This window comes from Marinomonas colpomeniae (assembly GCF_014803385.1).
GTDB lineage: Bacteria > Pseudomonadota > Gammaproteobacteria > Pseudomonadales > Marinomonadaceae > Marinomonas > Marinomonas colpomeniae.
Map to the genome: position 1 here is coordinate 840,879 of NZ_JACYFC010000001.1, position 13,000 is coordinate 853,878.

The 13,000-nt window shown below is 41.0% G+C and carries 8 protein-coding genes; 5 read left to right on the plus strand and 3 right to left on the minus strand.

Annotation, left to right across the window (positions count from 1 at the left end; translation table 11 throughout):
* The 3 genes from IF202_RS03965 to ubiG form a co-directional block, all read right to left on the minus strand.
* Window positions 1-3,057: an insulinase family protein gene (locus IF202_RS03965; protein ID WP_235963227.1), complete on the minus strand. Its 3,057-nt coding sequence runs from the start codon at window positions 3,055-3,057 to the stop codon at window positions 1-3.
* Between the two features lie 74 nt (window positions 3,058-3,131).
* Window positions 3,132-3,875 carry a YciK family oxidoreductase gene (locus IF202_RS03970; protein ID WP_191593554.1) on the minus strand — a complete coding sequence of 248 codons (744 nt, stop codon included), beginning with the start codon at window positions 3,873-3,875 and terminating at the stop codon, window positions 3,132-3,134.
* Between the two features lie 42 nt (window positions 3,876-3,917).
* On the minus strand, window positions 3,918-4,634 hold the full coding sequence (gene ubiG, locus IF202_RS03975) for a bifunctional 2-polyprenyl-6-hydroxyphenol methylase/3-demethylubiquinol 3-O-methyltransferase UbiG (RefSeq protein ID WP_191593555.1): 717 nt from the start codon (window positions 4,632-4,634) through the stop codon (window positions 3,918-3,920).
* A 328-nt stretch (window positions 4,635-4,962) separates the two neighbouring features.
* On the opposite strand from ubiG, the gene gyrA reads away from it, so the two are divergent.
* From gyrA to cmk, 5 genes are all read left to right on the plus strand, one after another.
* Window positions 4,963-7,668, plus strand: a complete 2,706-nt coding sequence (gene gyrA, locus IF202_RS03980; protein WP_191593556.1) for a DNA gyrase subunit A — start codon at window positions 4,963-4,965, stop codon at window positions 7,666-7,668.
* Window positions 7,669-7,758: 90 nt separating this feature from the next.
* A complete protein-coding gene (gene serC / locus IF202_RS03985) occupies window positions 7,759-8,838 on the plus strand; it encodes a 3-phosphoserine/phosphohydroxythreonine transaminase (RefSeq protein WP_191593557.1) in 1,080 nt (359 codons plus the stop codon).
* Window positions 8,839-8,881: 43 nt separating this feature from the next.
* Window positions 8,882-10,003, plus strand: coding sequence for a prephenate dehydratase (gene pheA / locus IF202_RS03990; RefSeq protein ID WP_191593558.1), 1,122 nt, complete (start codon window positions 8,882-8,884; stop codon window positions 10,001-10,003).
* 48 nt (window positions 10,004-10,051) lie between these two features.
* Window positions 10,052-12,289, plus strand: coding sequence for a prephenate dehydrogenase/arogenate dehydrogenase family protein (locus IF202_RS03995; protein ID WP_191593559.1), 2,238 nt, complete (start codon window positions 10,052-10,054; stop codon window positions 12,287-12,289).
* Window positions 12,290-12,308: 19 nt separating this feature from the next.
* Window positions 12,309-12,992 (plus strand): (d)CMP kinase, encoded by a 684-nt coding sequence (cmk, locus tag IF202_RS04000; protein WP_191593560.1) that lies wholly within the window; start codon window positions 12,309-12,311, stop codon window positions 12,990-12,992.
* The last annotated feature ends 8 nt before the right edge of the window (window positions 12,993-13,000 follow it).

Consider the following 13,000-nt stretch of genomic DNA (forward strand, 5'->3'; position numbering starts at 1 on the left):
TTACGCCTGATCCCTTTCTGAGGTAATCAATTGCCCTAGGCGGCTTTCTGTTTTTTGATTCTCTTCTTGTGTGTATTCTTCTGTAGGTAGTGGGTTATGGGGAGATGTCTCTAGCCAATTATCTTGTTCTATCAATTCTATAGGGAAAGGTTTGTTATGAATGATAATTCTAGTACTTTCTATTGATTGTAGTTTTTTTCCTACAAGTGTAATGAAATCCTTTCTTTGTATTTTTTCTACTGTCTTAATCCAATTGTCACGTGATTTAAAATTGGGCTCTTTTTGGGCAATTTGATGCCATTCGTTTAGCGCATTATCGCTTAAATTCTTCGCCTTTTCTTTTAGCTCATTAACTAATGCTGTTTTTGCTTCTTGAAACTCTTGCTCAGAAAGTGTTTCCAAGCGGATTTTTTGAGCTTCTAAAAATTCTTCCATAGCCTCAATTAGTGTTTTTGTGTCTTTGTTGGGGGATTGAACAAGTAGGCCTAAAATAGGTGTGTTTCGAGTGCTCAGGTTTTGCGTGCCTACAATATAGCCGAGTTGTTTATCGGTGCGTAGTTCTTGATAAAATGGAATGTTTACAAGTTTTTTCAAGATCGAGAAACATCCTTTTTCTGTAATAGCGTCATCGGCTAATAGATCTTGTGTGCTGGTGTCTATGAGTGTGTATAGAACAACATTATCATTGCTGGTGGATGTAAATTGGTAATGTGACTTTTGCTGTGCGATTAATTCTTTTGTTTCTATTCGGATTGGCTTTCGTGGAGTTAGCCTCCGCTCAAAGCGCTGATAAAGTGTTTGCGCGAGCTCTGTGGTTTGTTCTTTTGTCAGGTTGCCTGTGCTGTAACCTACCACGTCAAAGCTGTCTCGTGCTTTTTTTGTGAAATCTTGAAGGTCTTGAATAGTTAAAGCTTCAAGTGCACTTTCAAGCTCCTTTGTGGTGAAACTGTTTTTTGTTATTAGAGTATTTAGTGCAGTATTAGCATTGTGATATGCCTGTCTGCTTTTTTGGTTAGATAGGTCTTTTTTTAGTTGCTGTTTTGCTAGATTGAAGTGTTCTAAGCTAGGGCGGAACAAGAATATTTGATCTATCAGCCAAACGATATAGTTGGCTTGTTTATCTGAATAGCCGTTGGTTCGTAATGTGACGCCATTTATATGTGGATAAAAACTAAAGCCTAACCCTGCGATATAAGGTGCGTATGTATGTTCACTTACACTTTCATTAAACAGCCTACTCCATAAGCGATTTAATAATGTGTGTTCTGCCGTGTCTGCTGCGTTATCAAAGCGCATAGCTAAAAAGTTCATAGAGATTGGCTTGTTGAAACTTGAGTCTGACTTATTCCAATAGGTGAAACCTTCCTTTTTAAAGGCGATAAAAGGAGTGTCATCTTGTTGATCAATAAGGCCTAAGGACTCTGGGATGAAATTGTTTTTTTCAGGTAGTTTAACTTGGGTGCTGGTAACCGCGAAGTTAACAAGATTCAAGAATGATTGGCTAAAGTTGTTGTTGCTATATTCGCTTTGATACCAAGGTTCTGTTTTCCATTTCGGCGGTTGGTCGGCCCAGTGGTTTGGTGTCTCTTTATTGCTGGCTATTTGTATTAGTAGATTTTCTGTATTTAGTTGTTGTAATAATTGGCTGATTTTTTTTGTATTTGCTGCTTCATCGATACGGAAGCTGCTAAGTAAATCTTTACTAGGGATTTTGAGTGCTCTTGCTGATAGGCTTCGTGCTAGATTTTGTGGGTCAACATAATTTTGATGGTTAAACATCATTTGGCTAAGTTGCAGGCCTTCTTGTAAATAAAGAGGCTTGATTGGAGTAGATCGTAATAAACTTATGGTTGCAAAAAAACGTTGGGCAATGGCGTCTATTTTTTCCATTCCTTTACTGGTTAGATTTATTTTCACAATGAAAAATGCATTATCACCATAGTCTTCGCTTGTTCTGGCAGAAAGGTTGTTTATAAGTCCCTCGGCTTTTAGTGAAGCGTATAGAGAGTTTTTATTTTCATTGCCGAGAATATAAGACAGGTATCGCGCTGGTTGGGTTTTATAGTTTTTTGTCTGGGCGTCTATTTGATAATAAAAAGAGATTGAGTCGTTATCAATCAATGGGCGCACAAACTGTAAGTGTGGTTGGTTAACAGGAATGAGTGTTGGGTAGTATTTTTTTTCTAAAGGGCTTATTTCGATAGCGTTTTTAGGCTTGCTGTTAATACTGGAAAAATAATCATGAGCCAGTGTCGCCATTTCTTCATAAGGAAGATTTGCGACCATTACTAATGCCATGTTTTCAGCAAAGTAATTGTCTTGGTATAAAGACAGTAATTGTTCTCTTAATGGATTGTCTGGTAAGTCTTTTAACGTATCTAAATTGCCTACAGTGAAACGGTTATAGGGGTGTTCTATGTTGATTAGTGTTTTAAAAGCTTGAGTGTTTCGTCGACTTTCGTCTTTGAATTTAGCTTTATACTCAGAATCAACGGCATTTTTTTCTCTTTGAGTAAGCGATTCATTGAATAGTGGTGTGATAAAAAATTGAGAGAATCTATCGAGTGCATCTTTGTAAGCTGATGGTTTGATATCAAAATAAAAATTAGTAGTATCTGTACTTGTATAAGCGTTATGTGACCCTCCATTTGTGTGAATGAAAGATTGATAATCTCCTGATTCTGGATATTTTTCAGTACCTAAAAAAAGCATGTGTTCTAAAAAATGTGCAAGGCCCTGTTGTTTTTTAGGGTCTTGGGCGTTGCCAACATTGACCGATATAGACGCAGAGAAGCGTTCTGCTTTTGAGTCGCTAACGAGAATAACTTTAAGATTATTTGGGAGTCTAGTGGAGTAGTATTCGTTTGTGTCTGTTTGGCTTTTATGGGGTATTTTGGTGATGGGTTCTTCTTTAGTGCTATCGATGATAGTTTGCATGTTGGCTTTTGTTTTTGCGTTGCTCTGAATAAATGAATCGTTGTCTGCCATTGCCGAAAAAGATGACAGCGACGATAAAAAGACAAAGTAAGGAGTGAGCTTTTTGAAAGAGTTAATCATCTATTGAGACTAACTGAAAGGCGTAGCAAGACGCAATGGCTATTGCTTCTAGTCTTGAGTCACGCCGTGGTATTTTATTGCGCATCAATAGATTGACCGTTAATTGTCAGGCTGTCTTTACCCATTAAATAAAGGTAAACAGGCATTATGTCTTCTGATGTTGGTAGTGTTTGAGGGTCTTCATCTGGGAAGGCTGCCGCTCGCATGTTTGTTCTGGTTGCACCAGGGTTGATCGCGTTTGCTCTAACGTTAGGGGATTCTTTTTCAAGCTCGCTAGAAAATAGCTGCATCATTCCTTCTGTAGCAAACTTGGATATGGCATAAGCCCCCCAGTTGGCTTTAGCCTGTCGGCCAGCTCCAGAGGACGTAAAGATAATGGAAGATTGTTCTGCTTTTTGTAGTAAGGGGAGTAATGCTTGATTTATTAGGAGCTGGCTGGTGACATTGACGCGCATTACTTGTTCAAACAAAACGGGGTCGTATGTGGCTAATGATGTTCTTTGACCTAGTAAACTGGCGTTATGGAGTATTCCATCTAGGCGGCCAAATTCATTTTGAATGGTATTTGCAAGCTCTGAATAGTCATGCTCTGCTGCACCATCTAAGTTGAGTGGGACAATTGCGGCCTGAGGGAATTTAAGTTCTTCTATTAGGTCGTATACTGCTTCGAGCTTTTTCGTGGTGCGGCCTAATAAAATAACCGTTGCGCCATGCTTTGCGTAGGTGATAGCGGCTGTTTTACCAATGCCGTCACCTGCGCCAGTCACTAGGATTATTTTATTTTTCAATAATTGGCTTGGGGCTTGATAATCGAACATATCTCCTCCTTGTACCTTATTTAGGCTTAAGTTTGAATGTACTTACAGTTTTTGAGTGTACATCATATAGTTTACTGACACGTCTTTGTTGTTAAGTTTGTAGACTTTCGTGATTGGATTGTAAGTCATGCCTGTCATGTGACTTACTTCTAGGCCAGCTTGTCGTGCGTAATGACTTAACTCAGCAGGTTGGATGAATTTAGCATAATCATGGGTGCCTTTTGGAAGCATATTAAGTATGTATTCTGCGCCAATAATTGCAAAGAGATATGCTTTAGGGTTTCTGTTTATTGTAGAGAAAAAAACATGGCCACTTGGTTTTACAAGTTGCATGCAGGCCTTTATAACAGATGAAGGATCTGGAACGTGTTCTAGCATTTCAAGGCAAGTAACAACATCGTATTGGCCTGCTTCACGTTGAGCTATTTCCTCTGCAGTGATTTTTTCATAATCTATTTCTAGTTTAGATTCTTCTAAATGCAATTTGGCAACAGCAAGAGGGGCTTCGCCCATATCTATGCCCTTTACATTGGCGCCGAGTTTTGCCATGGCTTCAGATAAAATTCCTCCGCCACAACCAATGTCGATAACGCGTTTGCCTTCTAGACCTTTAGCGTGTTCGTTAATGTAGCCTGTACGTAGCGGATTAATATCATGTAGTGGTTTGAATTCATTTTCCATGTCCCACCAGCGGCTTGCGAGTGCTTCAAACTTCGCAACTTCATTTAAATCTACATTGTTGTGTTGTGGGTTTGTCATCTGTCTCGTTTCCATCTCTGTGTGTTTCTAAAAATATGTATGCAGCTTAGGTATTGGCTCGATGTACTGAGCTATTGATTATGCTTTTAGTATAGCGTCAACTTTTAAAGTGACCAATAGCTAACTTGCTCTATGAATGGGTCTATTTGCCTATTGTACTTGCTCGAAATAATAAAAGCAGAAATAGGGTGTGCACAAATGTAATAATGGGTGACAAAACATGTACCTTGAAGGAGTGTTATTTATTTCCTTATGGTACAATGTAGCGCTTATAAAAAGACATTATGAAGTCCTTTGGACTTCCGTGGTATAAGGATCGATTGTATCTATGGGTGATTTAGCCAAAGAAATTATTCCCGTCAGTATCGAAAACGAACTTAAGGGATCTTACTTGGATTACGCAATGAGCGTAATTGTGGGTCGAGCATTACCTGATGTACGGGACGGATTAAAGCCTGTTCACCGTCGTGTTCTATTTGCGATGAATGAACTTAAAAATGATTGGAATAAACCGTACAAAAAATCGGCGCGTATCGTCGGTGATGTAATCGGTAAATATCACCCACATGGTGATTCTGCTGTATACGATACTATTGTTCGTATGGCGCAGCCTTTCTCTCTGCGTTATACCCTAGTCGATGGACAGGGTAACTTCGGTTCTGTTGATGGAGACAGTGCTGCTGCAATGCGTTATACCGAAATACGTATGGCGAAAATTGCTCATCATTTATTGATAGATCTTGAGAAAGAAACAGTTGATTTCGTGCCTAACTATGATGGCACCGAATATATGCCGGAAGTATTGCCAGCACGAGTGCCTGGTTTGCTAGTAAATGGCTCGGCTGGTATCGCTGTAGGTATGGCGACAAATATTCCTCCTCATAATCTTGGTGAGGTTCTTGATGGCTGTCTTGCAGTTATTGATAATCCTGATATTACCATTGAGGGGTTGATTGAGCATATTCCTGGGCCTGATTTTCCTACTGCCGCCTTTATAAATGGGCGTGCCGGTATTATCGATGCTTACAAAACGGGGCGTGGTCGTATTTATATGCGTGCTCGCCATCATTTTGAAGATATGGAAAAAGGCAATCGCCAAGCTATTGTTTTTACTGAGATTCCTTATCAGCTTAATAAAGCTAGAGTCATTGAGAAAATTGCAGAGCTTGTAAAAGATAAAAAACTTGAAGGTATCAGTGAACTTCGTGACGAGTCTGATAAAGATGGTATGCGTATTGTTATTGAATTACGTCGTGGTGAAAATGCCGATGTAGTCGTTAATAATATATTCACGCAAACACAACTGCAGTCTGTATTCGGTATGAATATGGTTGCCTTGGTGGATGGTCGTCCTCAGCTGCTTAACCTTAAACAAATTCTAGAATGTTTCGTTAAACATCGTCGTGAGGTAGTTACTCGTCGTACTATTTTTGAACTTCGTAAGGCGCGTGAGCGCGGACATATACTGGAAGGTCTAGCGGTTGCGCTCGTTAATATTGATGAAATTATTGAATTGATTCGTCAATCACCAACGTCCGCTGAAGCTAAAGAAAAACTGGTTGCTGCTTCTTGGCAGCCGGGTGATGTGATGGCTATGCTTGAGCGAGCTGGAGCAGACGCTTGTCGCCCTGATGACCTTGATGCAGCCTTTGGTTTTGTTGATGGTGCTTATCATTTATCACCAGATCAAGCTCAAGCGATATTGGATTTACGTTTGCATCGTTTGACAGGTTTAGAGCACGATAAGTTATTAACAGAATACAAAAATCTAATTGAGCTTATTGCTGAATTACTAGAAATTCTATCTAACCCAAATCGTTTGATGGAAGTCATCCGTGAAGAGCTAGAAGAAGTTCGCGATATGTTTGGTGATACACGCCGAACTGAAATTTTGACATCACGTCAAGATTTGACCATGGCTGACTTAATTGATGAAGCGCCAATGGTAGTGACTATTTCTAATACAGGTTACGCCAAATCTCAGCCTTTAGAAGAGTATCAGGCTCAACGTCGAGGTGGTCGTGGTAAGTCTTCTGCGAGCATGAAAGACGAAGACCATATTGAGCATCTATTGGTTACTAGTAGTCATGACACCATTATGCTGTTTAGTAATTTTGGTAAAGTTTACTGGATGAGAGTATTTGATATTCCAGTAGCGAGTCGTGGTGCTAAAGGTCGTCCTATTGTTAACTTGTTGCCTTTAAGAGAGGGTGAATCTATTTCGGCCTTGTTGCCTTTGCCGGTCGTTGAGACGGAAGACAAAGTTGAAGGGGATGAGTCGGCTTCAGAAGACGTTATTGAAAGCATGGCTGAAGACGCTATCGTAGAAGCGAGTAGCTATATCTTTATGGCAACGGCTAACGGTACCGTTAAGAAAACCGCGCTGCAGCATTTTGCGCGACCTCGTTCGACTGGATTGATTGCATTAAGCTTAGATGAAACTGATGAGTTGGTTGGTGTGTCTGTTACTAATGGTGAAAACGACATTATGTTGGTTTCTTCTTCAGGCAAAACAATTCGCTTTAAAGAATCAGATGTTCGACCTATGGGTCGTACAGCGGCGGGTGTTCGTGGTATTCGATTGGGAGAAGGTGCGAAAGTAGTGTCTCTTATCGTTCCTCAGAATGACCTTGCTGTCTTGATGGCTTGTGAAAACGGTTTTGGTAAGCGTACTCTGGTTGAAGATTTCCCGACTTACGGTCGTGGTGGTCAAGGTGTTATTGGTATTCAAGTTTCTGATCGTAATGGTCCCGTAGTTGGGGCTGTTCAGGTTGAAGAAACAGATGAAATTATTTTGATTACTGATCAAGGAACCTTAGTTCGTACTCGTGTGACAGAAGTGTCATGCCAAGGGCGAAATACACAAGGTGTAACCTTGATTCGTTTGACCAATGATGAACACCTTGTCGGTATTGAACGTGTTGTTGAGCATGATGAAGGAGATATTGATCCTGAGGTGGATGATTCAGTTAATGATCAGGCTCCAAGTGATGGTGATGAGTCTCCTGATATCGCAGATGCTGATGTAGAGTAAAAAAATAAGCGACGCACCTAGGTGCGTCGCTTCTGTTGTGGGTTGCTTTTATATAATAATGTCTGAAAATATTTAGAGGAAATAGGCGGGATGAGCCGAGTATATAATTTTTGTTCTGGTCCAGCAGCGCTTCCGGAAGCGGTTTTAGAAAAAGCACAGTCTGAAATGTTAGATTGGCATGGTGCTGGTGTTTCTGTCATGGAAATGAGTCATCGTAGTTCTGAATTTATGTCAATTTTAGCATCTGCTAAAGCTCGTTTGATTCGTTTGCTAGATATTAATGATGATTATGAAATATTGTTTGTTCAAGGTGGTGCGTCTACTTTATTCTCGCAAATACCAGCGAATTTAATCGCTGACTTTGAATCTGCGTGTTATCTAGATACGGGGGTTTGGTCTACTAAAGCGATCAAGGAAGCGAAAAAGTATACCAATGTCAAAATAGCGGGCTCTTCTAAAGCTCAAAATTACACAACGGTACCTGATCTTTCATCTTTAGCATTGGATGAAAAGGCGGCTTATCTTCATATATGTCCTAATGAAACCATCGGTGGTTTGGAGTTTTCTGATTTGCCAGAAACCGATTTACCTATCATTGCTGATTTGTCTTCTACTATTTTGTCTCGGAAAATAGACGTGAGTAAATACGGCATGATTTACGCTGGCGCGCAAAAGAATGTAGGTCCTGCTGGTGTAGTTATTTGTATCATACGCAAAGATTTGTTGGCGCGTTGTGATGATAGTTTGCCAACTGTTTGGAATTTTTCTACAGTGGCTGCAAACGACTCGATGATAAACACACCACCTACGTACGCAATTTACTTAGCGGATCTGGTTTTTGAGTGGTTGGAAGCGCAAGGTGGTGTTGATGCTATTGAGGCTATTAATATCCGTAAAGCTTCTGCTTTGTATGATTTCATCGATTCAAGTTCGTTTTATTCCAATCCAATTGATCCTGCTTATAGATCTCGTATGAATGTGCCTTTCACTTTGGCGAATGATTCATTGGATGCGTTGTTTATTGAAGAGTCAGAAGCAGCTGGGCTGCGTACATTAGCTGGACATCGTTCAGTTGGTGGAATGCGGGCGAGTATTTATAATGCGATGCCAATGGAAGGTATTGTTGCTTTGATTGATTTTATGCGTGCTTTCGAACAGCGTCACGGATAATAGATCTTTACGAATAATAAAAATCACACGGATACTAAAAAGCATGTCAAATTCTAAACGAGCAGTGCCAGATACTTTACCGCTACTTCGTGATCGTATTGATTCAATTGACTCGCAAATTCAACTTCTGATAAATGAACGTGCAAGTTGTGCGCAGAAAGTGGCTGAAGTTAAATTGGCTGAGCAAGGTGATGACTCTGTTGTGTTTTATCGCCCTGAGCGTGAAGCGCAAGTGTTGCGTCGAGTGATGGAGCGCAACGAAGGCCCGCTAGGGAATGAAGAGATGGCGAAAATATTTCGTCAGGTTATGTCTTCTTGTCTTGCACTTGAAAAGCCGATGCGAATTGCGTTTTTAGGGCCTGAAGGTACTTTTACACAGCAAGCGGCCTTAAAGCATTTTGGTAAATCTATTGTGAGTGCGCCTATGGCGGCAATTGATGAGGTGTTTCGTGAAGTTGAATCTGGTGCGGCCAATTATGGTGTTGTGCCTGTTGAAAATTCAACCGAAGGTGTTGTTAATCATACCTTAGACAGCTTTCGTGATTCCCAATTGAAAATATGTGGTGAAGTGGAAGAGCGAATCCATCATCATTTATTGATGAGTCCTAATATTAATTCTGATGATGTAACGCATATTTACTCTCACCAACAGTCTTTGGCTCAATGTCGTGCCTGGTTGGATCGTTATTGGCCTCATGCAGAGCGTGTTGCAGTTAGTTCTAATGCAGAGGCTGCTCGTCTTGCTGCTGACGCAGGACGAAATGGTCGCGCTGTGGCAGCAATAGCTGGCGAAATTGCTTGTGAGCTTTATGGCCTTCTTAAAGTGTCTGCAAATATTGAAGATCGTCCTGATAATACAACACGTTTTCTGATTGTTGGTAACCAAGAGGTACCAGCGAGTGGAAAAGATAAAACTTCTCTACTGATTAGTGCGAAAAACGAACCAGGTGCTTTGTACCATTTATTAGCCGCATTTGAGCGTCACGGGGTTGATATGACTCGATTGGAAACTCGTCCTTCGTTGATGAGTCGTTGGGGTTATATTTTCTATATCGATTTCGTAGGGCACCATTCTGATGATGCTTGCTCTACAGTGATTGAAGAGTTGCGTGAGCGAGCATCAGAAGTGAAAGTGCTGGGTTCTTATCCTGTGGCTGTACTTTAAGTAATTTGATAAGAGTGTAGTGCTTTGACTAGTGAGAGTGATTTTCAAATGTCTCTTGATGTTGTGTCTCAAGAGATAGAGTTTCAAGATAAAAAACAATTCGGCAATGTCATGATTATTGGTCTTGGCATGATTGGTGGTTCTTTTGCTAAGGCCTTAAAAGACAAAGGCTTGGCGACGCTTTATGGTGCTGATCGTAGAGAAGGCGAACTGGCGTTAGGGGTTTCTACCGGTGTTATCGATTTTCCAGCTCAATTGACTGAAGAATATGTTTCTAAGATGGATGTGATTATCTTAGCGACACCGGTTAGGGCAATGGAATCGGTCTTGCTTCAAATAAAACCTTTTTTGTTAGGTACGACTTTAATCACTGATGTAGGTTCAACGAAAGGTAGTGTTGTTGAGTCGGCTCGTCGTGCTTTTGGTAATGTGCCAGAGAATTTCATTCCTAGTCATCCAATTGCTGGTGCAGAGAAAAGTGGTGTATTAGCATCGAATTCTTTGTTGTTTGAAAAACACATGGCGATAGTAACGCCTTTACCTGACAGTAACCCTATATTACTTGATCGCTTACACCGTATTTGGCGATCGGTTGGTGCGGATGTGGTGAGTATGGATGTTGAACATCATGATCATGTTTTAGCATCTTCTAGCCATTTGCCGCATTTACTTGCTTATACCTTAGTAGATGCTCTTGCTAATGGTGAACGTAGTCAGGATGTTTTTAAGTTTGCTGCTGGTGGCTTTCGCGATTTTACGCGTATTGCGTCTAGTGACCCTGTTATGTGGCGAGATGTTTTTATGGCCAATAAAGACGCTACTTTAGCAACATTGGATCATTTTACAGATCGCCTTGCTGATATGCGTGTGGCAATAGAGCAAGGTGATGGTGCGAGTATGTTTGGCGTGTTTACCCGGGCAAAGTCTGCGCGAGATCATTTTCTTCGAGTTTTGGAGCAGCGTACAATTGGATCAACAAAAGAAGTGCGTCCAGTCTCGTTATCTGTTTTACCTGCTTCTGCATTGAAAGGAAGTATTTCTTTGCTGGGTGACAAGTCTTTGTCACATAAAGCAATTACTATAGCCTCGCTATCTGCAGGCGTTAGTGAGTTAAAGAACATTGATTTAAGTGGTGACGTCCGTATCACTATGCAAGCGTTTAGAGATATGGGGGTTGTCATTGAGGAAATGGCGGTCGATCATCTTCGAATTCATGGTGTTGGCCTTAAAGGTTTAAAAGCACCTATTGCCCCTATTAATGTTCATGCGTCCAGGGAAAGTCTGTATTTATTATTGCCGGTTTTGGCAGGGCAGTCTTTTGTTACCTCTGTTGTTGCGGAAGGTGTGTTGTTGAATCAGTCATTGAGTGACTTGTTCTCTTTAGTGCGGCAGATGGGGTGTACGGTTACTTCAGAAGTGAAGGATTGCTTACCTACTGTTTTGTCACCGGGTGTATGCGCTAAAATTTCTATATCTTTAAAAAGTGGCTCAGAGCGTCTTAGGGCTGCTGCGTTTTTGGCGACATTATATTCACCTGATAATAGTGATGTGACACCTTTAGTACTTGGCTTGTCCCATTGTGAGGTTTTATTACGTCGTTTTGGTATGGCAATAATCGAGAAAGGTGCAGGTTTTGAAATTACGCCTTCTGTTCCAGTTGGAGCAGATATTGTTTTGTCTGGTGACGAGCATGAGACGGCTTGGTTAGTTCTATTGGCAAGTTTGCTACCTGGTTCTGAGTTAATAATAGAAAATGCGGGGTTGGATTCGGTATCATTTGATTTTTTGTCTTTTTTACAATCTATTGGTGCGGATGTCTCAATGCCTAAAGCTGGCTTAGCAGGGCTTTATGAAGGCGCTCTAAGAGTTGGTTTTTCTGAACTGAAGGCCTTTTCTTTAAGTTCTGAGCAAAGCTATCAGTTTAGAGAGGAGTTACCTTTATTGTGTGTGGTTGCCGCTTATGCGAACGGAGACAGCCATATAAAAGGCATCAAAAATCTACCTTATTATTATGAAGATAGGATATTGGCTTTAGTGGATGCACTTAAGCAAATGAAGATTGTTAGCATTTATCGCAATGGTGAGTTAATTATTAAGGGTGGCTTACCGCAAGGTGGGGAGCTCGATTGTGCAGGCGATGATCGACTTGCACTTGCCATGATTGCGTTAGGCGCTAGAAGTAAAGCGGTCACAAAAGTTAATGACTGTCAGAAATTGTTAGAAGAATTTAGCGAATTAGAGAGTGTTGCTATGCAGTTAGGTTTTCATTGCTTAGTAGCGCAATAGTTTTAAAAGAGGAATAGTTATGATCAACCAAGGCCCAGTTATTACGATTGATGGTCCAAGTGGTGCTGGTAAAGGCACTGTAAGTCAATTAATCGCAGAAAAGCTGGGGTGGCACATGCTAGATAGCGGTGCTTTATATCGTCTTCTTGCCCTTGCTGTCTCTCATCACGGTATGTCTGCAGATGATGTTGATACGCTTAAAGTATTGGCTGAACATCTTGATATCCAGTTTGAGCAGTCAGACGAAGGTAAGGTCGAAATTATTCTAGAAGGCGAGAAGGTTACGCAAGCCATTCGTACCGAAGAAGTAGGGAATAATGCGTCTAAACTTGCTGCAATTCCTGAAGTTCGTGAAGGCTTGTTGTTACGTCAGCGTGCTTTTTCTCAGCAGCCTGGATTGGTTGCAGACGGTCGTGACATGGGGACTGTTGTTTTTCCTTCTGCTCAAATTAAAGTGTTTTTAACGGCATCAGCGGAAGAGCGAGCGCAGAGACGTTTCCAGCAATTGCAGCAAAAGGGTGAAACTGTTAATCTCGAAGAATTGATAACAACCATTAAAGAGAGAGATGAGCGAGATGCGAATAGAAGCATTGCGCCTCTTGTGCCTGCTGCAGGCGCTTTAGTAATAGATAGTACAGATTTGACTATAGAGCAGGTTGTCGAGAGGGTTTTTGCTGAAACAGTGAAAGCGGGTCTCGCATAGCCTGTTCT

Bases quoted from the DNA above. Each gene is read 5' to 3' on its own strand.
- IF202_RS03995 (WP_191593559.1), top strand. From the start codon at position 10,052: ATGTCTCTTGATGTTGTGTCTCAAGAGATAGAGTTTCAAGATAAAAAA.
- cmk (WP_191593560.1), top strand. From the start codon at position 12,309: ATGATCAACCAAGGCCCAGTTATTACGATTGATGGTCCAAGTGGTGCT.
- serC (WP_191593557.1), top strand. From the start codon at position 7,759: ATGAGCCGAGTATATAATTTTTGTTCTGGTCCAGCAGCGCTTCCGGAA.
- ubiG (WP_191593555.1), bottom strand. From the start codon at position 4,634: ATGACAAACCCACAACACAACAATGTAGATTTAAATGAAGTTGCGAAG.
- IF202_RS03965 (WP_235963227.1), bottom strand. From the start codon at position 3,057: ATGATTAACTCTTTCAAAAAGCTCACTCCTTACTTTGTCTTTTTATCG.
- gyrA (WP_191593556.1), top strand. From the start codon at position 4,963: ATGGGTGATTTAGCCAAAGAAATTATTCCCGTCAGTATCGAAAACGAA.
- pheA (WP_191593558.1), top strand. From the start codon at position 8,882: ATGTCAAATTCTAAACGAGCAGTGCCAGATACTTTACCGCTACTTCGT.
- IF202_RS03970 (WP_191593554.1), bottom strand. From the start codon at position 3,875: ATGTTCGATTATCAAGCCCCAAGCCAATTATTGAAAAATAAAATAATC.